Origin of the sequence: Pseudomonas sp. SK (genome assembly GCF_012975065.1) — a bacterium.
GTDB classification, from domain to species: Bacteria; Pseudomonadota; Gammaproteobacteria; order Pseudomonadales; family Pseudomonadaceae; genus Aquipseudomonas; species Aquipseudomonas anuradhapurensis.
Genome location: NZ_CP051857.1, coordinates 1,524,314 through 1,548,887 on the forward strand (window position 1 = coordinate 1,524,314; position 24,574 = coordinate 1,548,887).

The window sequence follows — 24,574 nt, forward strand, 5'->3', positions numbered from 1 at the left end:
AGCGCTGATCCTCCCAAGGCCTACAGCTGCAAGCCCAACCCCGCAATCAAACCTTCAGCACCAACTTGCCAAAGTTCTCCCCACTGAACAGCTTCAGCAGCGTCTCGGGGAAGGTCTCCAGCCCGTCCACCACATCCTCCTTGCTCTTCACCTGCCCACTGGCCAGCCACCCGGCGATTTCCTGCGCGGCCTTGCCATAGTCCTTGGCATGGTCCATCACCACAAAGCCTTCCATGCGCGCACGGTTCACCAGCAGCGACAGGTAGTTGGCCGGGCCTTTCACCGCTTCCTTGTTGTTGTACTGGCTGATTGCGCCGCAAATCACGATGCGGGCCTTGAAGTTGATGCGGGTCAGCACGGCATCGAGGATGTCGCCACCCACGTTGTCGAAATACACATCGACGCCTTTCGGGCATTCGCGCTTCAGCCCAGCCAGCACGTCCTCGGCCTTGTAGTCGATCACCCCGTCAAAGCCCAGTTCGTCCTTCAGGTACTGGCACTTCTCGGCACCGCCGGCAATGCCGACCACGCGGCAGCCTTTGATCTTGGCAATCTGCCCGACGATGCTGCCCACCGCACCCGCCGCACCGGAAATCACCACCGTGTCGCCAGCCTTGGGCTGGCCGACTTCCAGCAGGGCGAAGTAGGCGGTCATGCCAGTCATGCCCAGTGCCGACAGGTAGCGGGGCAGGGGCGCCAGGCTGGGGTCGATCTTGTGCAGGCCCTGGGCATCGCCGGTGAAGTAGTCCTGCACGCCCAGGGCGCCGCTGACATGGTCGCCCGGCTTGAAGCCGGGGTGGTTGGACGCGACCACCTCGCCAACGCCCAGCGCGCGCATTACCTGGCCAAGGCCCACGGGTGGGATGTAGGACTTGCCTTCGTTCATCCAGCCGCGCATGGCGGGGTCCAGCGACAGGTACAGGTTGCGCACCAGTACCTGGCCTTCGCCGGGTTGTTCGACGGCAACGCTGTCGAAGCTGAAATCGTCACGGCGCACGGCGCCGACCGGGCGTTTGGCGAGCAGGAAGCGGCGGTTGGTCTGGGTCATGGCAGGTCCTTGTGGGCAGTGGAGGAATCGGGCGTTAAATCTACCTTGTTGATGGAGGCAGGTCCGTAACATCACTGACAAGCATGGTAGCCCAACCGGAGGGGTGATGATGCTGCCCGGCCAGACGGTGGCTGACTATGCTTTGCACCCCACCCAGCACTCTCAGGAGCACGCGATGAGCATGACCTTTTCCGGCCAGGTCGCCCTGGTTACCGGCGCTGCCGCCGGCATCGGCCGGGCAACCGCCCTGGCGTTCGCCCAGCAGGGCCTGAAGGTGGTGGTGGCCGACCTCGACGCGGTCGGCGGCGAGGCCACCGTGGCGTTGATCCGCGCGGCAGGTGGCGAGGCGCTGTTCATCGCCTGCGACGTTACCCGTGACGCCGAGGTGCGCCAGTTGCACGAGCGCCTGCTTGGCGCCTATGGCCGGCTGGACTATGCCTTCAACAACGCCGGTATCGAGATAGAGCAGGGCCGCCTGGCCGAGGGCAGCGAAGCAGAGTTCGATGCCATCATGGGCGTCAATGTCAAAGGCGTGTGGTTGTGCATGAAGTACCAGTTGCCGTTGCTGCTGGCCCAAGGCGCTGGCGCGATCGTCAATACCGCTTCGGTCGCAGGGCTGGGCGCGGCGCCGAAAATGAGCATCTACAGTGCCTCCAAGCACGCCGTGATCGGCCTGACCAAGTCGGCGGCCATCGAGTACGCCAAGAAGGGCATCCGCGTGAACGCGGTGTGCCCGGCGGTGATCGACACGGAGATGTTCCGCCGCGCCTACCAGGCCGACCCGCGCAAGGCCGAGTTCGCCGCTGCCATGCACCCGGTAGGGCGTATTGGCAAGGTCGAGGAAATTGCCAGCGCGGTACTGTACTTGTGCAGCGACGGCGCAGCGTTTACCACCGGGCACTGCCTGACGGTGGATGGTGGGGCGACGGCGATCTGAACCGCTCTCGCAGGGCAATCACTGAGCGCAGCCATATCCCTGAACCTGGGTGTAGGAGCGGCCTTGTGTCGCGATGGGCTGCGCAGCAGCCCCGGCAATTCATGCGGCAATTCATTCGGCGAGGCAGGGGCGGCGCTGCGCCGCCTTTCGCGACACAAGGCCGCGCCTACACCGAGCGTGCCGCCTGTGCGGTTTTCACCGAACCGGACAGCAACGCCAGCCCAAGCGCCACACATGCCACTGTCAGTACCCCACCAAACACCAGCAAGGCCAACCCCGACCCCAGCCGGTCACTCAGCAAGCCAGTGAAGATCACCGGCAAGCTGAACCCCAGGTAGGCCAGCAGAAAGAACCCGGCACTGGCCCGGGTTTTCTCGCTGCCGGCCAGCTGGTTCACCGCCGCCAACCCGCCCAGGTAGATAAACCCGTAGCACGCACTGCTGGCTGCTACCGCCCCCAGCAACACCGCCCCGAGCCTGCCGCTGTCTGCTCCCCAGGCCAGCACGGCATAGCTGCACGGCAATATCAACAGCCCCAGCAGCGTGGCCGTACGGCTGTCCAGACGCCGCGCCATCGGCTGGAACACCAGCCCGCAACTGATCACGCAAAAGGTCGAGAACCCCGACCAGACACTTAGCCCATGCTGGCGCAGGATGCCTGGCAACAAGGCAATGACCAGCCCCGAGCAGGCCCATGCCAGCAGGATGGCCAGGCCATAGCCGACGCTGCCACGCGGGTAGCAAGGCAGGCGCAGCATGCGGGTGCGCTGTGCCGGGCGTGGGTCCGGCAGGCGCCATACCAGCGCCATGGCCACTGCCGCCAGCAGCAGTTGCCAGTAGAAGCTGCCCGGGGTCAGGCTGGGGCCACGCAGCAGGAACAGGCTGGTCAGCGCTGCGCCCAGGCCAAAACCCAGCGAGGTGCTGGCGGTCACCCAGTTGGCGGCGCGAGGGCCGTGCTCGCTGCCCATCAGCTCGCCCATGTAGGCGGTCGCCGTGGCGGTGGCCAGGGCGGTGCCGAGGCCCAGGCACGCCCGCGCCAGGCCCAGCGTGTGCAGGCTGGGGGCCAGCAGTAGCAGCCCCGTGGCGAGCATCGACAGGGCCAGGGCGGCCAGGATCAGCGGCCGGCGCCCGACCCGGTCGGCCAGGCCACCCAGGGCCAGCAGCACGGGCAAAACGCCGAGCACATAGCTGGCGAATGCTACCGCCGTGGCACCGGCGCCCTGGCCGGAAAGGTCGGCGTAAGCGATATACAACGGGGCCGGCAGGTTGACAGCCAGGGTGATCAGGCAGAGGGCGAAGGCCAGGCGGGCCGGAGCGAAGGGCATGGGTTGGGTCCTGGTGTTGTAGTGTGTGTGCCGTCCTCTTCGCCGGTGAACCGCTCCCACAGGGTTCGCATCCAAACCCAAGAGCCGTGCACTACCCGCGAAAGAGCCAGCCCTGCCTACTCTGATGGGCGTCCATTCCACTCACCAGACACACCCTCAGCGCATTTATGCTTAACTGTTCGCTCAAAATCGGCAAACAGTCAACCTCATGCACCTTACCCTCGACCGCACCAGTGCTACGCCGTTGGTGCAGCAACTCACCGACCAACTGCAAACCTGGATCGACCGGCAACGCTTGCGCCCAGGCGCGCGCCTGCCGTCGATCCGCGCCCTGGCCCGCAGCCAGGCGGTCAGCGCGTCCTGCGTGATCGAGGCCTACGACCGGCTGGTTGCCAGCGGCTGGCTGGAGGCGCGGCATGGCACCGGCTTTTTCGTGGCCGAGCGCAAACCCGGCCTGGCCGCGGACGACACCCAGCCCTGGGGGGAAGCCGCAGACGGTAGCTGGCGGCAATTCCGCGAGGGTCATGACGAACTGCTCAAGCTGGGCTGCGGTTGGCTGCCCAGCAGCTGGCGCGCCACCACCGAGCTGGCCCAGGCGGTGCGCCAGGTCAGCCGCGGCAACCCGCAGGACCTGTTCGATTACTGCCCGCCGCTGGGCCTGGCCAGCCTGCGCCAGCAGCTGCACAAGCGCCTGGCGCAGCAGGGCATTGTCGCCGGCCCCGAGCGCATCCTCACTACCCAGGGTGCCAGCCATGGCCTCGACCTGCTGGTGCGCACCTTGCTGCGCCCGGGCGACACGGTACTGGTGGAGAACCCCGGTTACTACAACCTGTACAACTTGCTGCGCCAGCACCAGGTGCACATGCTGCCGGTGCCCCGTGGCGCCGAGGGCCCGGACCTGGCGACCCTCGAAGCGCTACTGGCCAGGCACAAGCCGCGTTGCCTGTTCATCAACAGCCTGTACCACAACCCCACCGGCACCAGCCTGACGCCCAAGGTCGCCTACCGTCTGCTGGAGTTGGCCCGCGAGCATGACCTGCGCATCATCGAGGACGATATCTACGCCGATTTCCAGGAAGGGCCGGCCACCCGCCTGGCCACCCTCGACAGTGAGCAGCGGGTCATCTACATGGCCAGCTTCTCGAAAACCCTCAGCAGCTCGCTGCGGGTCGGCTATCTGGTCGCCGACCCGGCATTGGTCGCGCGCCTGGCCGAGTTGAAGATGGTCAGCGGTATCGGCACCTCGCGTTTTGCCGAGCAGGTAGTAGGGCAGATGCTGGCCAATGGCAGTTACCGCAAGAGCATGCAGCGTCTGCGCGTACGCCTGGCGCAGCACATGGCGCGGTTGCTTGGCCAGCTGGAACTGGCGGGCTGGCAGGTGTTCTGCGAACCCTACGGCGGCATGTTCGTCTGGGCCCGCGTGCCGGGCCGCGATTTCGCCTGCCTGGAGCACCTGGCGCTGCAGCATGCGGTGCTGCTCACGCCAGGTAGTGCCTTCGATTACCAGGGCGCTGCCAGCGCCTGGCTGCGCATCAATGTCGCCTATGGGCAGGACGCCCGCGCCCAGGCCTTCCTTCAGCACGCAGGGCGACCTCCGCAAAGCTGATAGCGACACCGTCGTAGCTATTTGACACTATTCTGGCGTCAGGCCCTTGTTCAGTGGCTGGCAACGTTGCCACCCTTGGCCTTCCAGATAACCTCGCCAGCAGAAGGGGAATCGGCATGGGCACGAGCAAGCACGGTGTGCTGGCCAACCTGGGCATGGCCCGCAAACTCAGCCTGGGCTTTGCCCTGGTGCTGGTGCTGACCCTGGCGGTGGCGGCCATTGGCATCGCTGCGCTGTACAGTGTCAGCCAGCGCTTCGACAGCTTGCGCCAGCTGGGCCAGTTCAATACCGACCTGCTGCGCCTGCGCCAGCACGAGCAGGCGTTTGCCCTGCGTTCCGACATACAGCAGGCCGAGGCCCTGCGCAGCGGCCTGCAGAGCCTGGTCGAACGCGCCCGCGGCCTGCCGGCGCTGGCCGCGACGGAAGCCGAGCTGACCGCCTATGGGCAAGCGTTCGAGGCCTTTGTCGAGGCGGTGCAGGCCAAGGAGCTGGCACTGGACATGGCCAGCTGGTCGGTGTCCAGCGTGGCCAACAACCTCGATGTGCTGCAGGCCGGGCTGGCCGATGATGGCGTGTACACCCTCAAGCAGTCGCAGGGGCAGCAGGGCGGCGAGTTCCTGGAGCAGGCCGCGCAAGTTGCGCAGGTTTCGCGGCTGATGCTGCAGGCCATGGACGAAGCGCGGGTACGCCTGGAAAAAAGCCGCAAGGGTGAAGAAGGCGTCAGCCAGGAGCGCATTGCCCAGACCGTCGAGGCCGCCAGCCTGGTCGGCCAGCTGCAGGGCGCGGTCAGCGATGCTGGTTACCAGAGCGTGCTGGGCGAAGTGGCGGGGCACATCGGCAGCTTCTCGGAGAAACTCAACGAATACACTGACCAGCTGGCCCGCGAGCAGGGCTTGAAGGCGCAGTTGCAGGCCAGTGCCGAGCAGGTCACCGGGCGCGTCGACCAGGCCTACCTGGGGCAGGAGCAGGCGCTGCAGGGTGAACTGCAGCGCAACGCCGTGGCGATTGGCGTGGCGACGGCGCTGGCGCTGCTGGTCGGTGTGCTGGCTGCCTGGCTGATCACCCGCGCCGTGGTCGGCCCGCTCAGGCATGTGATTGCCCGCGCCCAGCGCATTGCCGCCGGTGAGCTGGGCTTCGACGCCCAGGCGCCACGCCGTGATGAAGTAGGGCAGCTGATGCAGGCCATGCAGCAGATGGCCGAGGGCCTGTCGGGAATCGTCAGCGGTTTGCAGCAGGGTATCGAGCAACTGGCCGGTAATGCCCAGGCGCTGTCGGCGGTAACCGAGCAGACCAACCGCGAGGTGGGTAGCCAGAAGGACGAAACCGAACAGGTGGCGACCGCCATGCAGCAGATGACCGCCACCGTCCACGATGTCGCGCGCAACGCCGAGGAGGCGGCCCAGGCGGCCCAGGCTGCGGACGAAAAGGTCGATTCCGGGCAGCAGGTGGTGCGCCAGAGCATGCAGCGCATCGAGCAGCTGGCGGCGGCGGCGGAAACCGCCAGCGCCGGTATCGACAGCCTCAGCGCCGAGATTCACACCATTGGCGACGTACTGGAAGTGATCAAGAGCGTGGCCGAGCAGACCAACCTGCTGGCGCTCAATGCGGCTATCGAAGCGGCCCGTGCAGGTGAGCAGGGGCGTGGTTTTGCCGTGGTGGCTGATGAGGTGCGTGCGCTGGCGCGGCGTACCCGGCAGTCTACCGAGCAGATCGAGACCTTGGTTGCCAGCCTGCGCGGCAATGCCCAGCAGTCGGTGGCGCAGATCCGGGGCAGTACCGAGTTGGTGCGCCTGGCAGTTGCCGATGCATTGCAGACCGAAAGCGCGCTGGGCAGCATTGCTGCAGCGGTGTCGTTGATCCAGCAGATGAACCAGCAGATTGCCGCGGCGGCCGAGCAGCAGAGTTCAGTGGCCGAAGAGATCAGCCGCAGCGTCACGCAGATTCGCAGCAGTGCCGACCAGGCGGCCCTGGCAATGCAGGACAATGCCCGGTCGAGTGTCGAGCTGGCGCAGTTGGGCACCGACCTGAAGGGGATGGTGGGGCATTTCAGGTTGTGATCTGGGCTTGGGGCTTGTGTTGCCTATACCGGCCTCTTCGCGGGCATGCCCGCTCCCACAGGGATATCACTGGACCTGAGGGCAGTGCGGGAGCGGGCATGCCCGCTCCCACAGGGGTATCACTGAACCTGAGGGCAGTGTGGGAGCGGGCGTGCCCGCGAAGAGGCCGGTACAGGCAACAAATACCTTCAGGCCCTGCGCGGGTTGAGGATCATCAAGGTCAGTACCCCCGCCACAATCCCCCAGAACGCCGAGCCGATGGAGAACAAGGTCAACCCCGAAGCCGTGACCATGAAGGTGATCAACGCCGCCTCCCGCTCACGCGCCTCGCTCATGGCCACGGTCAACCCGTTCATGATCGAGCCGAACAGTGCCAGCGCCGCAATTGACAGCACCAGCTCTTTTGGCAGCGCCGCAAACAGTGCCGCCAAGGTCGCCCCAAACACCCCGGCAATGCCATAGAAAATCCCGCACCACACCGCCGCGGTGTAGCGTTTGGCCGGGTCTTCATGGGCATGTGGCCCGGTGCAGATCGCCGCGCTGATCGCCGCCAGGTTGACCCCGTGCGAGCCGAATGGCGCCAGCAATAGCGAGGCAAAGCCGGTGGCCGAGATCAGCGGCGAGGCCGGCACCTGGTAGCCATCGGCGCGCAATACGGCCACGCCAGGCATGTTCTGCGAAGTCATGGCCACCACGAACAGCGGAATGCCGATGCTGATGGTCGCCGCCAGGGAGAAGCTCGGCGTGGTCCACACCGGCGTGGCAGCCTCCAGGCGGAAGCCGCTGAAGTCCAGCAGGCCCAGGGCGCCGGACAATGTCGTACCCACCAGCAACGCGGCCAGCACGCAGTAGCGCGGCGACAGGCGCTTGACCAGCAGGTAGCTGAAGAACATGCCCAGCACCAGCAAGGTGCGGTGCTGGGCGGCCACGAAGATTTCGCTGCCGATCTTGAACAGGATGCCCGCCAGCAGCGCCGACGCCAGCGAAGCCGGGATGCGTTTGACCAGGCGCTCGAAGCTGCCGGTCAGGCCACAGATCAGCACCAGGACAGCGCAGGTGATGTAGGCGCCGATCGCTTCGCCATAACTCACCCCACCCAGGCTGGTGATCAACAGGGCGGCACCCGGGGTGGACCAGGCCACGGTGATTGGCGTGCGGTAGCGCAGCGACAGGCCGATGCTGCATACCGCCATGCCGATCGACAACGCCCAGATCCACGAGGAAATCTGCGCGCTGGTCAGCCCGGCCGCCTGGCCTGCCTGGAACATCAGCACCAGCGAACTGGTATAGCCGGTGAGCATGGCGATGAAGCCGGCGACAATCGCCGACGGGGAGCTGTCCGCCAGTGGCCGCAGGCGAGCGGAAGTGGCATCGGTCATGAACAAAATCCTTGTAAAGGTGTAAGCAGTTTTTTCAGACTACAGCGAGCAAGATTGATCCTTGCCATACAGCGGCCATTGCTTTTAGCCGTACAGTCGCCAACTATTGGGCGCGAATGCACAACTGCTTGGGGAGTGAAGGGGCGATGTACAAGGTCTATGGCGACTACCAGTCGGGCAATTGCTACAAGATCAAGCTGATGTTGAGCCTGCTGGGCCGGCCGTATGAGTGGCACCCGGTGGACATTCTCAAGGGTGAGACGGAAACGCCCGAGTTTCTGGCCATGAACCCCAACGGCAAGGTGCCGGTACTGCAGCTGGAAGACGGCAGCTACCTGTGGGAGTCCAATGCCATTCTCAACTTCCTCGCCGATGGCAGCGAATTCCTGCCGGTCGAGCCGCGCCTGCGTACCCAGGTGTTGCAGTGGCAGTTCTTCGAGCAGTACAGCCATGAGCCGTACATTGCCGTGGCGCGTTTCATCCAGTTCTACCTCGGTTTGCCGGATGATCGCGTGGAGGAGTACCGCAAGCTGCACAAGGGCGGGTACAAGGCGCTGAGGGTGATGGAGCGGCAGTTGCAGATGACGCCGTACCTGGTCGGTGAGCAGTACTCGATTGCCGATGTGGCGTTGTATGCCTATACCCACGTGGCGCATCAGGGTGGCTTCGACCTGGCCGATTACCCGGCAGTGAGGGCCTGGCTGGAGCGGGTCAGCAGCCACCCGCGGCATGTGCCGATGGTGGGTTGACCTGCGCCAAGGCTGTGCCTGCCCGTGAACTGCGGTTGGTGTCGCGAAAGGGGGGCGAAGCGCCCCGGGTTTGCAGCTTCGCCGCGTAGATTGTCGGGGCCGCTTTGCGGCCCTTTCGCGACACAGGGCCGCTCCTACAGGGCAGCGAACCGCTCGTCCAGGTAGGCAATGATGGCCTTGGACTCATACATCCAGGTCACCTTGCCGGCTTCTTCAATGCGCAGGCACGGCACTTTCACTCGGCCGCCGCCTTCTGCCAGGGCCTGGCGGTGTACCGGGTCGTGCTTGGCATCGCGCAGCGCCACCGGCACGTTCAGGCGGTGCAGGGTGCGGCGGGTCTTGACGCAGAACGGGCAGGCATGGAACTGGTACAGCGCCAGGCCCTTGGCCGCTTGTTCGACGCGGGCCTGGGCGGCGGCGTCGCGCTTGCGCTTGGCCGGGCGGCTGAGCCAGTCGGCGAACACGATGAGCTGGCCGAGGCCAACCCGCAGGGCTTTGACGATCATGGGCAACTCCTGAACATGAAAAAGCCGACCCGCAGGGTCGGCTTGGGGGCGACAGCCAATCACTTGATCAGGCTGAGGAACTCGCTGCGGGTGGCGGCGTTTTCGCGGAATTCACCCAGCATCACCGAGGTGATCATGGTCGAGTTCTGTTTCTCGACACCGCGCATCATCATGCACATGTGCTTGGCTTCGATGACCACGGCGACACCTGCCGCACCGGTGACCTGCTGCACGGCCTCGGCGATCTGGCGGCTGAGGTTTTCCTGGATCTGCAAGCGGCGGGCGTACATGTCGACGATGCGTGCCACCTTCGACAGGCCGAGGACCTTGCCCTTGGGCAGGTAAGCCACGTGGGCCTTGCCGATGAACGGCAGCATGTGGTGTTCGCACATCGAATACAGCTCGATGTCCCGGACCAGCACCATTTCGCTGTTGTCGGAGCTGAACAGCGCGTTGTTGGTGACTTCTTCCAATGTTTGCTCATAACCGCGGCAAAGGTATTTCATCGCCTTTGCAGCCCGCTTGGGCGTGTCGAGCAGGCCCTCACGGGAGACGTCCTCGCCCAGCTGGCTGAGGATCTCGGTGTAGTTCTGTTCCAGGGACATGGATCTACCTGTGGGAAAAAATCGCAAAAACGAAGGGTACGGCGGCGAGGGCGGCGCTGCAAGCGCGGCGTTATTCGTCGCGGCCTTCGAGCATGGTTCGCTTGAGCATCACATACACCGCGCCGGTGCCGCCGTGGCGGGCGCTGCACGAGGCAAAACCGAGTACCTGCGGGTGCTGGCGCAACCAGGTGTTGACGTGGCTCTTGATCATCGGGCGCTTGCCGTCCAGGCGTGCGGCCTTGCCGTGGGTAACGCGTACGCAGCGCACTTCCAGCCTGGTGGCTTCGGCGATGAAGTCCCAGAGGGTTTCGCGGGCCTTTTCCACGGTCATGCCATGCAGGTCCAGGCTGCCTTCGAACGCAATCTGCCCCAGCTTGAGCTTGCGCAACTGGCCTTCCTGCACACCGTCGCGACGCCACAGCAATTCGTCTTCGGCGCCAACGTCGATGACGAACTGGTCGGACATGCCGTCGATCACCAGGGCCTTGTCACTGCGCACCGTCGCCGCCTGGCGCAGGCCGGCCAGCTGCTGGCGGTCGGCCTTGGGTTTGCCGACGTCGGCGCGGTCGTGCCGGATCGGCTTCACACCGCGCACTTCGGCCTTGAACAGGGAAAAATCGTCGTCTTGCATGATGCCTCCACATGGGCGGCGTAGTTTACGCGACTGCAGAGCGGTATGCAGCCATGTCGCGCCTGCCTGGCCTTTTGTGGGAGCGGCCTTGCGTCGCGAAAGGGGGCGAAGCGCCCCTCGGGAATCCAGCTTCGCGCTTACATCTGCGGGGCCGCGTTGCGGCCCTTTCGCGACGCAAGGCCGCTCCTACACAGGCCGCGTACGTAGCGTGGTGGTCAATCGTGCTTTTTCATCAGGTGTGGCGCCAGGTTCAGCTCGCGCCCACGCCGCAGGCGAATGCGGCTGCGGCGCCAGAAGCGCACGCCCAGCCACAGCAACAGCAAGCCAGCCATGCTCAACACGCCGGACAACGGCTTGTTGGCATTGAGTTCCGCCAGGGCAGGGTAGTTGCCCAGCAGGCCGGCGACACCGGCCATTGCCAGCAGCACGCCCAGGGTGGCCAACAGGGCCGCCAGGCCGGCCGCCAGCCGCGCCCCCCAGTTACGCGGTTCGCGTGGGCGCAGGCGCTTGGCGTCGAAACTGCCTTTGAGCTTCATTCCGCTCTCCTCTGTGGATATCCGGAATTCGACCTGGGGCCCTTTATCGCGTTCAGATCAGGCTGGCGGTAGGGGCCACGCAAGCGAAGTTGTCGGCCATCACGGCCATTTCGCACTGGTGAATCTGCGCGGCCGGGATCACCCCATCCTTGAATGCCAGGTCGCGGGTCGCCGAAGCGTCTTCCACCAGGGTGCAGCGGTAACCATAGTCCTTGGCCCGGCGCACGGTGGTGCTGACACTGGAATGGCTCATGAAACCGCACACGATCAGGTCCAGGTGGCCCAGTTCCTGGAGGGTCTCGTGCAGCTTGGTGTTCTTGAACGCGTTGGGCATGCGCTTTTCGATGACGATTTCGCCTTCCAGCGGCTCCAGCCCCGGAATGAACTGGCCGGCCGGCCCCTGTGGGTCGAAGCGGCCACCGACGGTGCCCAGGTGGCGAACATGGATGATCGGACGGCCGCTCTTGCGCGCGGCGTCGAGCAACCTGGCGATGTTGGCCACGGCCTCGTCCATGCCCGACAGCGCCAGGGGCCCGCTGAGGTACTCCTTTTGCGCATCGATGATGATCAGGCTGGCGTGGCTCAGCTTGGCCGGCGGGTAATCGCGGCCAGTGAGGCGGAACATCGTGGTTGGAACGGACATCAAGGGCTCCTTGGATAGGGCTTTTGTATACCTATTCTCCCCTGCCTTGGCGCCAATGGGAATGGTTGACAATGCAAGCGGCATGATTACTGGCCTGTGGCCGGCCGGCAGGCGATCCAAGGGAACAAATGTGCGGTCGGGGCTGTTAGACTTTTGTCCGGTCTGAATTAGGAGTACCCCGTGATCACATCCCGTCTGCGCACGCTGCGCGACTACATCCGCTGGGCGGTCAGCCGCTTCCACGAGCACGACCTGTTCTTCGGCCACGGTGCCGACAACGCCTGGGACGAGGCCCGCCTGCTGGTGCTGGGCGCAGTGCATCTGCCGTGGGAGGTGGCCGACAGCTACCTGGACTGCCGCCTCGAGGACGATGAGCGGGTGCGCCTGCAGCACCTGCTGAAGCGCCGTATCGAAGAGCGCGTGCCGGCTGCCTACCTGCTGGGCGAGGCCTGGTTCTGCGGCATGTCGTTCATCGTCGACCCGCGTGTGCTGGTGCCGCGTTCGCCGATTGGCGAGCTGATCGAGAAACGCTTCGAACCGTGGCTGGCGAGCGAGCCGGCACGCATTCTCGACCTGTGCACCGGTTCTGGCTGCATCGGTATCGTTGCCGCCGATGTGTTCCCCGACGCCGAGGTGGTGTTGGCCGACCTGTCGTTCGATGCGCTTGAAGTGGCCAACCAGAACATCGAGCGGCATGGCCTGGACGGGCGCGTGTACACCGTGCAGGGCGATGGCTTTGCCGGTTTGCCAGGGCAGCGTTTCGACCTGATCCTGTCCAACCCGCCGTATGTCGATGCCGAGGATTTCGACGACATGCCGGCCGAGTACCACCATGAGCCCGAGCTGGGCCTGGCGTGCGGCAACGACGGCCTGGACCTGGTGCGGCGCATGCTGGCCGAAGCGGCCGACCACCTGACCGACAAGGGCTTGCTGATTGTCGAAGTGGGCAACAGCCAGGTGCATGTCGAGGCGTTGTACCCTGAGGTGGACTTCGCCTGGCTGGAATTCGAGCGCGGCGGGCATGGGGTGTTCATGCTGACTGCCGAGCAGTGCCGCCAGCATCAGCAGCTGTTCAAGGCCCGGGTCTGATTCATTGGGGCTGCGTTGCAGCCCATCGCGACACAAGGCCGCTCCTACAGGGATACCGTCATCCCGGTGCTACGCGGTCTCCTGTAGGAGCGGCCTTGTGGCGCGATGGGCCGCAAAGCGGCCCAATTCCTCCTGCAGGGATACCGTCATCCCGGTGCTACGCGGTCTCCTGTAGGAGCGGCCTTGTGTCGCGATGGGCCGCAAAGCGGCCCAATTTCCACCGAGCGCCAAGGCCAGGCGGCGCGCTGTCAGCGCGTGGCAATCCAGATCAGCAACCCCGCCTGGAACACCGCAAAGGCCACCAGGCAGGTGATGGTAAAGCGCAAGCCGCTGTCTTCGCGCTGGTACTTGGCAACGCGTTCGTCGCGCTCACGCAGTTGCGCTTCCTTTTCCTGCAACTGCTGGTCCGCCTGCTGCAGCAGGCTGGCCGCATCGAGGATCTCCACCCGCTGCACGTGCTCGCTGTTCCAGGCCCCCTTGAGCTGGCTCACCGTGGTTTCCACGGTACGGCCTTTCAGGTGCTGGCCGTCTTCATACTCCACCTCGATGCCGACCCCGCGCAGGCAGTGGTCGCGGCGCAGGCGCGAGTCTTCGTTCAGCGCATCCTTGCTCGGCAGCGCCATGCCCTCGACCCGGTAATGCGACCACTTTCGCTGCAGCCACTGCACGGCCTGGGCCAGCAGGAAGCGGCCCAGGCCACGGTTCAAGGGTTCCAGTTGCAGGCCGGTTTCGGCACCAATGCGTACCAGGCGTTCGCCATGGTCGACGCGGATGTCCAGGCGGTTCTGTTCCTTGTGCACCTTCTGGCCTGGCAGTTTTATTTCCATGCGCAGCAGGCTGTGGGCCTTATCGTGGCGCTCGGCATAGCCGAACTGCACGAAGCGCAGCGGCCGTGCGCCGGTGCTGCGATCGGTAGGCAGGGCAGCCAGGCGCAGCAGCTGGAAGTGTTCGATGGTCAGCTCGGCCCAGGGCAGGGCCGGGCTTTCCTGGGATTCTTCGGCCGGCTCTGCGGCGGCGGGGGTGGTGGTCATCAGGGCTTGTCCTCGGCTATGCCCGCTGTATCGGCAGGCATGCCCGAGACCTGAGCCCGTTTACCTCATGCCGAAGGCAAATGCTGGATGAACGTCACGATCCGCTCACCCAGTTCGCGCGCCAGCGGCAGCTCGGGGTTGAGGTAGCTGTCGCGTTGCTGGCTCATGCCCTTGGGGCTGATGCGCAACATATGGTTCATGCCGTCGATCAGCACCAGCTGGGCATCCGGCTTGGCCGCCTTCAGCCGCTCGGCGTCGTCCACGTCCACCTGCACGTCGTTGCGCCCCTGCACGATCAGTGCCGGCATGGGCAGGCGGGCAAACGCCGCGGCCGGGTTCTGCCGGAACAGCGAAATCAGGTAGGGCTGCACGCTGGGGCGGAACACCTGGCGCAGCGGTGCCGGCACTTCCAGGCTGGTTTGCCCGGCCTGCAGGCGGTCGAGCAGGGCGCTGCCACCGGCCAGTTGCGCTGGCGGCAGGCGCTGGGCCAGCTGTTCGCGCAGCACTTCGGCCAGCGGCCGGCCACTGCCGGCCAAGGTAATCACCGCGCTGGCACCGGCCTGTTCGGCGGCCAGGCTGGCGATCAGCGCTCCTTCGCTGTGGCCGACCAGGATCAGCGGGCCAAAGCGTGGGTCGGCCTTCAGCTTGTGGCTCCAGGCGACCACGTCGGCCACGTAGCGCTCCACGCTGAGGTCACGCTCGTCGGGGGTGGCCGGCTGGCTGGCAGCGACCCCGCGCTTGTCGTAGCGCACGCTGGCGATGTGTTCGTTGGCCAGCAGCAGGGCCAGGCGCTTGAGGTTGTCGACCCGGCCCGAGGCCGGGTTGTTGCCGTCGCGGTCGGTGGGGCCCGAGCCTGCGATGATCAGCACCACTGGCGGCGGGGTGGCCTGCAGTGGCAGCAGCAGGCTGCCGTGCAGCACACCCTGGCCGGTATCGAGGTCGATCGGGCGTTGCAGCACGGTGGGGGCGGCCTGGGCCAGGCTGGTGCACAGCAGGAACAACAAAGCGACGAGGCGCGACATCATGCGGTACTACAGTGGGGAGATGTCAGTTTGACCCTATGTCCACGGGAAGGTTCTCGGCCTGTGCAGGGCAGGCTCGGCCTCTTCGCCGGTAAACCCGCTGCCACGGGTTCACGATGCCCAGCACAGGCGGGCAATCCATCTGTATACTGCCGCTTTCGTTCACTTCAGGCAGATCTCGCGGAGCGTCCATGTCCGGCAATACCTACGGCAAGCTGTTCACTGTCACCACCGCTGGCGAGAGCCATGGCCCGGCGTTGGTCGCCATTGTCGATGGATGCCCACCGGGCCTGGAAATTTCCCTGGCCGACCTGCAGCACGACCTCGACCGGCGCAAGCCCGGCACCAGCCGGCACACGACCCAGCGCCAGGAAGCCGACGAGGTGGAGATCCTCTCCGGCGTGTTCGAAGGCCGTACCACCGGTTGCTCGATCGGCCTGCTGATCCGCAACACCGACCAGAAGTCCAAGGACTACTCGGCGATCAAGGACCTGTTCCGCCCGGCCCACGCCGACTACACCTATCACCACAAGTACGGCATCCGCGACTATCGCGGCGGTGGCCGCAGCTCGGCCCGCGAAACCGCCATGCGCGTGGCCGCCGGTGCCATCGCCAAGAAGTACCTGGCCACCCAGGGCATCACCGTGCGTGGCTACATGAGCCAGCTGGGGCCGATCGAGATTCCGTTCAAGAGCTGGGAGTCGGTGGAACAGAACGCGTTCTTCAGCCCCGACCCGAGCAAGGTGCCGGAGCTGGAGGCCTACATGGACCAGCTGCGTCGTGACCAGGACTCGGTAGGCGCCAAGATCACCGTGGTCGCCGAAGGGGTGATGCCGGGCTTGGGCGAGCCGATCTTCGACCGCCTGGATGCCGAGCTGGCCCACGCGCTGATGAGCATCAACGCAGTCAAGGGCGTGGAAATCGGCGCCGGCTTTGCCAGCGTGGCCCAGCGCGGTACCGAGCACCGTGACGAGCTGACCCCGCAAGGCTTCCTCAGCAACAACGCGGGCGGCATCCTCGGCGGCATCTCTTCGGGGCAGCCGATCGTTGCCCACCTGGCGCTGAAACCAACCTCCAGCATTACCACCCCGGGCCGCTCCATCGACATCGACGGCAACCCGGTGGACGTCATCACCAAAGGCCGCCACGACCCGTGCGTGGGTATCCGTGCCACGCCGATCGCCGAGGCGATGATGGCCATTGCACTGATGGACCACCTGCTGCGCCACCGTGCGCAGAATGCCGATGTGAAGGTGAATACCCCGGTGCTGGGCCAGCTCTGATTCGCCAGTACCGGCCTCTTCGCGGGCATGCCCGCTCCCACAGGTTCATCAACGCTTTCAGAATCTGTGGGTTCCCTGTGGGAGCGGGCGCGCCCGCGAAGAGGCCGGCACAGGTCCCCACAAGGGCATCCCATGCAGCAACCAATCCCCTACTGGCGCCTGTCCAGCTTCTACCTGTTCTACTTCGCCCTGCTCGGTTCCACCGCCCCGTTCCTGGCGCTGTACTTCGACCACCTGGGCTTCTCCGCGGCGCGCATCGGCGAGCTGGTGGCCATCCCCATGCTGATGCGTTGCGTCGCCCCCAACCTGTGGGGCTGGCTGGGCGATCGCACCGGCCAGCGCCTGCTGATCGTGCGCCTGGGCGCGCTGTCGACCCTGGCCACCTTCGCCCTGATCTTCTTCGGCAAGAGCTATGCCTGGCTGGCGCTGGTCATGGCCCTGCATGCGTTCTTCTGGCATGCGGTGCTGCCACAGTTCGAAGTCATTACCCTGGCCCACCTGCACGGGCAAACCGCCCGCTACAGCCAGGTACGCCTGTGGGGCTCGATCGGCTTCATCCTCACCGTGGTCGGCCTGGGCCGGCTGTTCGAGTGGCTGAGCCTGGATATCTACCCGGTGGCCCTGGTCACGATCATGGCCGGGATCGTCGCCGCCAGCCTGTGGGTGCCCAATGCACAGCCGCTGGAGCAGGGCGAGCGCCGCAGCGCCGGCGGCTTCCTGCAGCAGTTGCGTGCCCCCGGGGTGATCGCGTTCTATGCCTGCGTGGCGTTGATGCAACTCAGCCACGGGCCGTACTACACCTTCCTCACCCTGCACCTTGAACACCTGGGCTACAGCCGCGGTGCCATCGGCTTGTTGTGGGCCCTTGGCGTGGTGGCCGAAGTGCTGGTGTTCATGTTCATGAGCCGGGTATTCGCGCGCTTTTCCGTGCAGCGGGTGCTGTTGGCCAGCTTCGTGCTGGCGGCGCTGCGCTGGCTGTTGCTGGGTAACCTGGCCAGCGAGCCGGCAGTGCTGGTATTCGCCCAGTTGCTGCATGCGGCCACCTTCGGTTGCTTCCACGCCGCCAGCATCGCCTTCGTCCAGGCCAGTTTCGGCCCCCGCCAGCAGGGCCAGGGCCAGGCACTGTATGCGGCGCTGTCCGGCACTGGCGGGGCGCTGGGGGCGCTGTATTCGGGCTATAGCTGGAACCTGCTGGGGCCCACCTTCACCTTTGGTATGGCCAGTGCCGCAGCCTTGGCCGCAGCCGTTATCATTGCCTTTTGTTCGCAACCGACCAGGACCCGCCCCTGATGAGCATTCTCAGCGTTTTCCACACTTCCAGCCCGGAACTGCCGAACAAGGTGCTGACCCATCACGATGACATCGCCGCCACCCTGGCCGAACAGGGCGTGCGATTTGCCCATGCCGAACCTGGCCTGCGGGTGCGCCCGGGCTCGGCCCACGAAGAGGTGCTGGGCGCCTGCCGGGAGCACCTGGACCGGTTGATGACAGCGCATGGCAGCAAGGCCTTCGTGGTGCTCAACCGTGACGGTGCCGACCCGGCGCAGGTAGACATACGCGATGAACACGTGCATGACGCTGACGAAGTATTTGCCGTGATCAGCGGGCGTGCCCAGGTTGGCCTGCGTGCGGGCGACTGGGTGTATTCGCTGCTGTGCGAGAAGGGCGACCAGCTGGTGATGCCGGCGGGGACCCGGCGCTGGGTGGAACTGGGCGATACGCCGTTTTGCCTGGCGTTGCGCCTGTATGCCAGCGAGCAAGGTGCGCAGCCACGTTTTACCGGGGATGAAAGCGCCAGGGCGTTTCTTGGTATCGACGAGCTGTGAGGGTATTACCGGCCCGTTCGCGGGCTAGCCCGCGAAGCGGCCGGTAACGCCAACCCAAGACTCAGCGGTAAGTTGGCAAGGCAAAGCGCTGCTGGCTCTGCAGCATGGAAATCACCGGCAACTCGCTGGCCTGCTCGGCCAGGTCACGGCGAATGGCGCTGATCGCCCACGACAGCTGTTCGGCGCTATGCAGTTGGCCATAGGTCAGCACCCGACGGGTCACCTTGCCGTCGGCCGCGCGCAGGGTCAGCAGGATGCCGCCGTCCGGGCGGGGCTGGGTAGTGACCTGGTAGGCCGGAAATACCGAGACGAACTTTTCCTGGATGAGGTCCATATCAACTCCTGGCAGGTTTGGTAGCAATCGTGAACAGGTAGATTGCAGTGAGCGTGCCAAGAGTTTTGTTTTGGAAAAATCGTTTAAAATCAGCGGCTTAGTATAGTTGTGGAAGCGGTGGGCCGTGCAATCTGCAAGGTCGTGCATTTTGCACAGTGCATTTTGCACGGTGCGCCTGTTGCCTATCGGCTCGATAGAAACTGAACCTTTGACCGGCAACCGGGGCCTGACAAACACTTGGGCAATGTTTGATGCCAGGAGGTTCCCGATGTCCACCCAAACCGCACCCACCACCATGAGCGAAGACGAGGCGGCCGCATTCGCCGAGCAGGTATTCGACCGTGCCCGCCAGGGCGATGCCGAGATGCTCGGGCGCCTGCTGGCCAGCGGCCTGCCGGCCAACCTGCGCAATCACAAGGGCGACACCTTGCTGATGCTGGCCAGCTACCACGGTCATCACGACGCCGTGCGGGTGCTGTTGGCACACGGCGCCGACCCGCTGATTGCCAATGACAACGGCCAGTTGCCCATCGCCGGCGCCGCGTTCAAGGGCGACCTGGCCATGATCCGCCTGCTGCTCGAGCATGGCGTGCCGGTGGATGCCGCCGCGCAGGATGGCCGCACCGCCTTGATGCTGGCGGCCATGTTCAACCGCAGCGAAATCCTCGATTACCTGCTGGCCCAGGGCGCCGACCCGGCGCGCCAGGATGTCCGCGGTGCCACCGCGCTAATGGCGGCGCAAACCATGGGCGCCGTGGATACCGCAGCACGGCTGCAAGCGCTGGCCGGCTAACCGCAAGGGGGCGTTTGCGGCTATCCTTGGCGACTTTTCACCCGTCGCAGGCCCCTTTCATGAAAACTCAGTTGCTCGAATTCATCAGCCTCATTGGCGCTGGCTGCATGCGCGAGGAGGACATCGAGCGCATCGCCGACGAAGCCGCCCAGGCCTACGCCGACCCGGCTGCCTTCCTCGCCGCCAACCCCGACATCAACTACGACGACAGCTTCCCTATCCCGCTGGGCGAATGGGTGGTGCTGGGCAGCCTGCCGGACACCGTGGTGTTCCAGGCCGACAGCTACCAGGAGCTGTTCGAGCAGATCAGTGCTTCGTTCGACCAGAGCGTACCGTTCACCCTCAAGCCCAAGCAGCTGGCCCGCACCGAGCCGCTGACCGCGCTCAACCGTATCCAGGTGCAAATGGGCGCGCTGAACAAAGAAGCGGGGGGTTATGTACTGCTCAATTTCAGCCAGTTGCTGGATGACGAGCTGCAGATGGTGATGGTGGGGCAGAACGACCTGGCACGGGTGCTGGAGTTGGGGGCGGAACTCGGCATCAGGGTCGAGCCAGCGCTGGAGGCCTTGAAGGTAGCGGTACACGTCTGATGGCACCTTTTGCCCCTTCGCGGATGAATCCGCTCCTACAGGCCCGCAGATGTCCTTGTAGGAGCGGATTTATCCGCGAAGAGGCCAGCCCAGGCAGCTGATGAGTTCAGCCCAGCGCTGTATCCAGAAACATCATCACCGCAAACCCACCCATCAGCCCCAGGGTCGCCGTGGTCTGGTGCCCGTTGCGGTGGGTTTCGGGAATCACCTCATGGCTCACCACGAAGATCATCGCTCCCGCCGCCAGGCCCATGCTGATCGGGTAGGCCAGGGCAAAGCCGGTCGAGATGCCCAGGCCGATCACTGCGCCCAGCGGCTCCATCAGCCCCGACCCGATCGCCACCAGGGCCGCTTTCAGGTTCGACAAACCCGTGGCCCGCAAGGCCAGGGCCACGGCCAGGCCTTCGGGGATGTCCTGGATGGCGATGGCGGTGGTCAGCGGCAGGCCGATGTTCATGTCACCGTTGGCGAAACTCACGCCAATCGCCATCCCTTCGGGCAGGTTATGCAGGGTGATCGCCAGCACGAACAGCCACACCCGGCTGAACCGCTCGGTTTCCGGCCCGGCCACGCCGACCCTTTCGTGCTCGTGCGGGGTAAAGCGGTCCAGGCCGAGCATCAGCAGCACGCCCAGGCCCATGCCCACCACTACGGTAAGCGCCGCAGCAGGGCCATTGCCGGTGATTTCCCGGGCAGCGTCCAGGCCCGGCAGAATCAGTGAGAACGAACTGGCTGCCAGCATCATGCCGGCGGCAAAGCCCAGCATCACGTCCTGGCTGCGCGTGCTGACGTCACGCAGTACCACCGCCAGCACCGCACCCAGGGCGGTCGCGCCGAAGCCGGACAGCCCGCCCAGCGCCGCCAGGTGCAGGTGCTGAGCATGGTCGCCGTGGATCGCGTTCCACAGGCTTGCCCCCAGCAGTACCAGCACTGCCAGCAGGCTCAGCGCCAGGCCGGCGCCGACCCACGGGCTGTTGTTGATCTGCTGGCGCCAGGCGCTGATGCCTGACGGCGGGACGATGCTGTGGGTGTGTGCGGGTGGCATGGCAACCTCGAAATCAGTGGATGGGCCAGTTTATGCAGTGACCCGCGCAAACGGCCAAGGATTCCCTTCTATCGACGTGATAGCTGGCTATGCTGTGCAGCAAAGCCTTTGACAGGAGTTTTGCCATGGGGTCGATGTTCAACAGCCTGGTCGGGCTGATCATCCTGGCGCTGGATATCTGGGCCATTCTCAATGTAGTCAGAAGTGCCAGCGAGGTGGGCATCAAGGTGCTGTGGATCCTGCTGATCGCCTTGTTGCCGGTAGTGGGGCTGGTGATCTGGGCGATAGCCGGGCCGCGGGGAAATGTGCGTATCTGAGCGCCGCAACGGACAAAACCGGCAACACCCCCGTGACAAAATTTTCACATTGGTTTAAACAGAATTCGCACCCGCACCATGCTGCGTTGGTTCACACCTGCGCCATCTCCGCAAACCGCAATCCTAGGACCTTCCCATTCATGGCCAACCCTGACGCCTTGAAGCAACGGGGCGCGCGAGCGCCGTTCCCGCCGACCCTGAAATCCCACCTGGCCTACACGCTGCTCAGCGGCCTGGTGATCATGCTGATGCTCAGCCTCGTGCGCCTGGCGCTGCTGGTCTACAACAGCGACATGATCGGCGAAACCCCATATGCGACTGTCGCCGAAGGCTTCCTCAACGGCCTGCGCTTCGACTTGCGGGTGGTGGTGTACCTGAGTATTCCGCTGCTGCTGGCCATCCTCAGCCCCTGGGCCATGGCCCGGCGCGGGGTGTTCCGCTTGTGGCTGACCATCAGCGCGAGCGTGGTGATGTTCCTCGGCCTGATGGAAATGGACTTCTACCGCGAGTTCCACCAGCGCCTCAACGGCCTGGTCTTCCAGTACATCAAGGAAGACCCGAAAACCGTGCTGAGCATGCTCTGGTACGGCTTCCCGGTGGTGCGCTACCTGTTGGCCTGGCTGTTCGGTACCTGGCTGCTGAGCCTGCTGTTCAAGGGCATCGACCGCATCACCCGCGGCGCTGGCAACGGCGAAGTCACCCTGCAGCGCCGCGTGGCGCCGTGGTACAACCGCCTGGCCGTGTTCATGGTGATCCTGCTGGTGGCCGTGGTCGCCGCGCGTGGCACCCTGCGCCAGGGCCCGCCGATGCGCTGGGGTGATGCCTTCACCACCGATTCCAACTTCGTCAACCAGCTGGGCCTGAACGGTACCCTGACCCTGATCGATGCCGCCAAGAGCCGCTTCGGCGAGGACCGCGCCAACATCTGGAAGCCGGTGCTGCCGCAGGACGTGGCCACGCAAAGCGTGCGTGAGCAACTGCTGACCGCCAACGACACGCTGGTCGATGCCGACGAGGCTGCCATCCGCCGCGACTTCACCCCGCCGGCCGAGCGCACCCTGCCGATCAAGAACGTGGTGGTGATCCTGATGGAAAGCTTTGCCGGCCACTCGGTGGGCGCGCTGGGCAGCCCCAACAACATCACCCCGTATTTCGACAAGCTGGCCAAAGAGGGCCTGCTGTTCGATCGCTTCTTCTCCAACGGCACCCATACCCACCAGGGCATGTTCGCCACCATGGCCTGCTTCCCCAACCTGCCAGGCTTCGAATACCTGATGCAGACCCCGGAAGGCGGCCACAAGCTGTCTGGCCTGCCGGCCTTGCTCAGCGCCCGCGACTACGACGACATGTACGTCTACAACGGCGACTTCGCCTGGGATAACCAGTCCGGGTTCTTCGGCAACCAGGGCATGACCACCTTCATTGGCCGTAACGACTTCGTCAATCCGGTGTTCTCCGACCCGACCTGGGGCGTGTCCGACCAGGACATGTTCGACCGTGGCGCCGAAGAGCTGGCCAAGCACGACGGCAAGAAGCCGGTCTACGCACTGTTGCAGACCCTGTCCAACCACACACCGTATGCGCTGCCCAAGGACCTGCCGGTAGAGAAAGTCACCGGGCAAGGCCGCCTGGACGAGCACCTCACCGCCATGCGTTATTCCGACTGGGCGCTGGGCCAGTTCTTCGAGAAGGCGCGCAAGCAGCCGTATTTCAAGGAAACCCTGTTCGTCATCGTCGGCGACCATGGCTTTGGCAACCAGCAGCAGGTCACCGAGCTGGACCTGGGCCGCTTCAACGTGCCGTTGCTGCTGATTGGCCCGGGCATCCAGGAGAAGTTTGGCGCGGTCAACCACACCGTGGGCACCCAGGTCGATATCGTGCCGACCATCATGGGCCGCCTGGGTGGCCAGGCCCGCCACCAGTGCTGGGGCCGCGACCTGCTCAACCTGCCTGAGGGCGACCAGGGCATGGGCATGATCAAGCCATCGGGCAGCGAACAGATCGTCGGCCTGGTGCAGGGCGACCGCATCCTGATCGAGTCCAAGGACATGACCCCGCGCATGTACCGCTACCAGCTGGGGCGCGAGTTCAAGGCCGAGCTGATCGAAAGCCCGGATCAGCCGGCAATGCTGAAGAAGCTCGAGGCGTATATCCAGACGGCGACCAAGAGCCTGCTGGATAACACCGCCGGTGTAGTGCACGGTACCCCGAAGTAAGGCTGCAGTCAGGGCCGCCTTGCGGCCCTGTTCGCCGGCAAGCCGGCGCCCACCGGTACAGCGCATGGTGCGCAACCTCTGCACTCCCCCGGTGGGGGCCGGCCTGCTGGCAATGGCCGTGCCTCAAACCTCCCCCCGACTGAACATTCTTCTTGGCCCAAGGTCATTTATTCAGGCATCACACACCTGTGTTCCTTGAATTGAGAGGGCTCGTTCAATGAAAGAGTGGGAAGTCATCTTTGCCGACCAGAAAGGCGAACCGTCCTCGCTGGTGCTGCATGCCGAGCACCGTCCCAGTGAGGAGGACGCCGCCCGCGCGATACGCTCGCACCTGTTCCCGGTGATGGATGAGCTGGACCTCAACGACTTCCAGGACCGCACCATTTCTCCCACCGCCCGCTGGCTCAAGGAGCAGAGCGGCGTGACCATCACCAGTATCCACGAAGCGCCCTGACCTGTACGTTTGCGTGGTGCCGAGGCAGGCACTACGCTGGTGGAAGGTGCCTGTTGTTCCGCAGGTTGGCACCGCATCTCTTCGCGTCTTGCATCAGCTCGAACTGCCCGGCCGCTGCCGGCAGGTGCGTAGTGCACGGAAAGTCTATCCATCGCATTATTCAGGAGGACGATTCATGAGCAGCCAGAACGACGATATCAGCAGCAACGTCCTGCGCCAGATGAAAGCAGGCGGTTTCGACTTCACCCAGATCCACCCCATCGAGTTCTACGCGGTATTCCCCGACGAGGCTGGCGCCCGTCGCGCCGCCGGCCAGTTTCGCGGCGAGTCCCTCAATGCCCAGGTGAAGGAACTGGACGACGGTGCCTGGCACCTGGAACTGAGCAAGGTCATGTATGCCACCCACGGTGGCATAGGTGACTTCGAAGAGGCCTTCGAGCAGCTGGTCACGCCCTATGGTGGCGAGGTGGAAGGGTGGGGGGTCAAGCAGGAGCGGGTCACCGCCTGAGCGTTCTGTGCTGCCTGCTTCGCGATTGTGCCCGCTCAACCAGGG

The 24,574-nt window shown here is 65.0% G+C and carries 26 protein-coding genes and 1 pseudogene; 15 read left to right on the forward strand and 12 right to left on the reverse strand.

Annotated elements, in window-relative coordinates:
• Positions 1 to 46: 46 nt before the first annotated feature.
• Positions 47 to 1,048: an NADP-dependent oxidoreductase gene (locus tag HG549_RS07005; RefSeq protein ID WP_170028832.1), complete on the reverse strand. Its 1,002-nt coding sequence runs from the start codon at positions 1,046 to 1,048 to the stop codon at positions 47 to 49.
• Between the two features lie 175 nt (positions 1,049 to 1,223).
• Between HG549_RS07005 and HG549_RS07010 the strand changes: the two genes are divergently transcribed.
• Complete coding sequence (locus tag HG549_RS07010; RefSeq protein WP_170028833.1) at positions 1,224 to 1,985, forward strand: SDR family oxidoreductase; 762 nt, start codon at positions 1,224 to 1,226, stop codon at positions 1,983 to 1,985.
• A gap of 166 nt (positions 1,986 to 2,151) precedes the next feature.
• Here the strand turns inward: HG549_RS07010 and HG549_RS07015 are convergent, their stop codons facing one another.
• Entirely contained in the window at positions 2,152 to 3,309 is a 1,158-nt protein-coding gene (locus HG549_RS07015; protein WP_170028834.1) for an MFS transporter, read from the reverse strand.
• Positions 3,310 to 3,517: 208 nt separating this feature from the next.
• Here HG549_RS07015 and HG549_RS07020 point away from each other — a divergent pair, with 208 nt between their 5' ends.
• From HG549_RS07020 to HG549_RS26230, 3 genes and pseudogenes are all read left to right on the forward strand, one after another.
• Positions 3,518 to 4,915 (forward strand): PLP-dependent aminotransferase family protein, encoded by a 1,398-nt coding sequence (locus HG549_RS07020; protein WP_170028835.1) that lies wholly within the window; start codon positions 3,518 to 3,520, stop codon positions 4,913 to 4,915.
• 668 nt (positions 4,916 to 5,583) lie between these two features.
• Positions 5,584 to 6,066, forward strand: a pseudogene (locus HG549_RS26225) (methyl-accepting chemotaxis protein); the annotation flags it as partial.
• Between the two features lie 201 nt (positions 6,067 to 6,267).
• Positions 6,268 to 6,972 carry a methyl-accepting chemotaxis protein gene (locus HG549_RS26230; RefSeq protein ID WP_372241565.1) on the forward strand — a complete coding sequence of 235 codons (705 nt, stop codon included), beginning with the start codon at positions 6,268 to 6,270 and terminating at the stop codon, positions 6,970 to 6,972.
• A gap of 188 nt (positions 6,973 to 7,160) precedes the next feature.
• On the opposite strand, the gene HG549_RS07030 is transcribed toward HG549_RS26230, so the two are convergent.
• Complete coding sequence (locus HG549_RS07030; protein ID WP_170028837.1) at positions 7,161 to 8,351, reverse strand: benzoate/H(+) symporter BenE family transporter; 1,191 nt, start codon at positions 8,349 to 8,351, stop codon at positions 7,161 to 7,163.
• 146 nt (positions 8,352 to 8,497) lie between these two features.
• On the opposite strand from HG549_RS07030, the gene HG549_RS07035 reads away from it, so the two are divergent.
• Positions 8,498 to 9,100 (forward strand): glutathione S-transferase family protein, encoded by a 603-nt coding sequence (locus tag HG549_RS07035; protein ID WP_170028838.1) that lies wholly within the window; start codon positions 8,498 to 8,500, stop codon positions 9,098 to 9,100.
• A gap of 134 nt (positions 9,101 to 9,234) precedes the next feature.
• On the opposite strand, the gene HG549_RS07040 is transcribed toward HG549_RS07035, so the two are convergent.
• The 5 genes from HG549_RS07040 to HG549_RS07060 all read right to left on the reverse strand — a co-directional run bounded on the left by HG549_RS07040 (position 9,235) and on the right by HG549_RS07060 (position 12,021).
• Positions 9,235 to 9,606, reverse strand: a complete 372-nt coding sequence (locus HG549_RS07040; protein ID WP_170028839.1) for a glutaredoxin — start codon at positions 9,604 to 9,606, stop codon at positions 9,235 to 9,237.
• 59 nt (positions 9,607 to 9,665) lie between these two features.
• Positions 9,666 to 10,211, reverse strand: coding sequence for a GTP cyclohydrolase I FolE (gene folE / locus HG549_RS07045; RefSeq protein ID WP_170028840.1), 546 nt, complete (start codon positions 10,209 to 10,211; stop codon positions 9,666 to 9,668).
• Between the two features lie 70 nt (positions 10,212 to 10,281).
• Positions 10,282 to 10,842 carry a Smr/MutS family protein gene (locus HG549_RS07050; RefSeq protein WP_170028841.1) on the reverse strand — a complete coding sequence of 187 codons (561 nt, stop codon included), beginning with the start codon at positions 10,840 to 10,842 and terminating at the stop codon, positions 10,282 to 10,284.
• Between the two features lie 215 nt (positions 10,843 to 11,057).
• A complete protein-coding gene (locus HG549_RS07055) occupies positions 11,058 to 11,378 on the reverse strand; it encodes a hypothetical protein (RefSeq protein WP_170028842.1) in 321 nt (106 codons plus the stop codon).
• 52 nt (positions 11,379 to 11,430) lie between these two features.
• Positions 11,431 to 12,021 (reverse strand): cysteine hydrolase family protein, encoded by a 591-nt coding sequence (locus HG549_RS07060; RefSeq protein ID WP_063911663.1) that lies wholly within the window; start codon positions 12,019 to 12,021, stop codon positions 11,431 to 11,433.
• Between the two features lie 180 nt (positions 12,022 to 12,201).
• Between HG549_RS07060 and prmB the strand changes: the two genes are divergently transcribed.
• Complete coding sequence (gene prmB / locus HG549_RS07065) at positions 12,202 to 13,110, forward strand: 50S ribosomal protein L3 N(5)-glutamine methyltransferase (RefSeq protein WP_170028843.1); 909 nt, start codon at positions 12,202 to 12,204, stop codon at positions 13,108 to 13,110.
• A 248-nt stretch (positions 13,111 to 13,358) separates the two neighbouring features.
• On the opposite strand, the gene HG549_RS07070 is transcribed toward prmB, so the two are convergent.
• Positions 13,359 to 14,141, reverse strand: coding sequence for a hypothetical protein (locus tag HG549_RS07070; protein WP_170028844.1), 783 nt, complete (start codon positions 14,139 to 14,141; stop codon positions 13,359 to 13,361).
• Positions 14,142 to 14,206: 65 nt separating this feature from the next.
• Positions 14,207 to 15,166 carry an alpha/beta hydrolase gene (locus tag HG549_RS07075; RefSeq protein WP_170028845.1) on the reverse strand — a complete coding sequence of 320 codons (960 nt, stop codon included), beginning with the start codon at positions 15,164 to 15,166 and terminating at the stop codon, positions 14,207 to 14,209.
• 188 nt (positions 15,167 to 15,354) lie between these two features.
• On the opposite strand from HG549_RS07075, the gene aroC reads away from it, so the two are divergent.
• The 3 genes from aroC to HG549_RS07090 all read left to right on the forward strand — a co-directional run bounded on the left by aroC (position 15,355) and on the right by HG549_RS07090 (position 18,272).
• Positions 15,355 to 16,446 (forward strand): chorismate synthase, encoded by a 1,092-nt coding sequence (aroC, locus tag HG549_RS07080; protein ID WP_170028846.1) that lies wholly within the window; start codon positions 15,355 to 15,357, stop codon positions 16,444 to 16,446.
• A 132-nt stretch (positions 16,447 to 16,578) separates the two neighbouring features.
• The gene (locus HG549_RS07085; RefSeq protein WP_170028847.1) at positions 16,579 to 17,736 is read left to right on the forward strand and encodes an MFS transporter; all 1,158 of its coding nucleotides are present in this window, start codon (positions 16,579 to 16,581) and stop codon (positions 17,734 to 17,736) included.
• Entirely contained in the window at positions 17,736 to 18,272 is a 537-nt protein-coding gene (locus tag HG549_RS07090) for an oxidase (protein ID WP_170028848.1), read from the forward strand. The genes HG549_RS07085 and HG549_RS07090 overlap by 1 nt, the downstream gene beginning before the upstream one ends.
• A gap of 61 nt (positions 18,273 to 18,333) precedes the next feature.
• Here HG549_RS07090 and HG549_RS07095 read toward each other — a convergent pair whose 3' ends face one another.
• The gene (locus tag HG549_RS07095) at positions 18,334 to 18,606 is read right to left on the reverse strand and encodes a DUF3509 domain-containing protein (RefSeq protein WP_170028849.1); all 273 of its coding nucleotides are present in this window, start codon (positions 18,604 to 18,606) and stop codon (positions 18,334 to 18,336) included.
• Between the two features lie 268 nt (positions 18,607 to 18,874).
• Between HG549_RS07095 and HG549_RS07100 the strand changes: the two genes are divergently transcribed.
• Together HG549_RS07100 and HG549_RS07105 are read left to right on the forward strand one after the other, a co-directional pair.
• Positions 18,875 to 19,399 (forward strand): ankyrin repeat domain-containing protein, encoded by a 525-nt coding sequence (locus HG549_RS07100; protein ID WP_170028850.1) that lies wholly within the window; start codon positions 18,875 to 18,877, stop codon positions 19,397 to 19,399.
• A gap of 59 nt (positions 19,400 to 19,458) precedes the next feature.
• The gene (locus tag HG549_RS07105) at positions 19,459 to 19,989 is read left to right on the forward strand and encodes a hypothetical protein (protein ID WP_170028851.1); all 531 of its coding nucleotides are present in this window, start codon (positions 19,459 to 19,461) and stop codon (positions 19,987 to 19,989) included.
• A gap of 106 nt (positions 19,990 to 20,095) precedes the next feature.
• On the opposite strand, the gene HG549_RS07110 is transcribed toward HG549_RS07105, so the two are convergent.
• Positions 20,096 to 21,034, reverse strand: a complete 939-nt coding sequence (locus tag HG549_RS07110) for a ZIP family metal transporter (protein ID WP_170028852.1) — start codon at positions 21,032 to 21,034, stop codon at positions 20,096 to 20,098.
• Positions 21,035 to 21,159: 125 nt separating this feature from the next.
• Here HG549_RS07110 and HG549_RS07115 point away from each other — a divergent pair, with 125 nt between their 5' ends.
• The 4 genes from HG549_RS07115 (at position 21,160) to HG549_RS07130 (ending at position 24,529) form a co-directional block, all read left to right on the forward strand.
• On the forward strand, positions 21,160 to 21,351 hold the full coding sequence (locus HG549_RS07115) for a PLDc N-terminal domain-containing protein (RefSeq protein ID WP_170028853.1): 192 nt from the start codon (positions 21,160 to 21,162) through the stop codon (positions 21,349 to 21,351).
• Positions 21,352 to 21,491: 140 nt separating this feature from the next.
• Positions 21,492 to 23,567, forward strand: coding sequence for an LTA synthase family protein (locus tag HG549_RS07120; protein WP_170028854.1), 2,076 nt, complete (start codon positions 21,492 to 21,494; stop codon positions 23,565 to 23,567).
• Positions 23,568 to 23,784: 217 nt separating this feature from the next.
• Entirely contained in the window at positions 23,785 to 24,021 is a 237-nt protein-coding gene (locus HG549_RS07125; RefSeq protein ID WP_170028855.1) for a hypothetical protein, read from the forward strand.
• 175 nt (positions 24,022 to 24,196) lie between these two features.
• Positions 24,197 to 24,529 carry a ribonuclease E inhibitor RraB gene (locus HG549_RS07130; protein ID WP_170028856.1) on the forward strand — a complete coding sequence of 111 codons (333 nt, stop codon included), beginning with the start codon at positions 24,197 to 24,199 and terminating at the stop codon, positions 24,527 to 24,529.
• Positions 24,530 to 24,574: the final 45 nt, after the last annotated feature.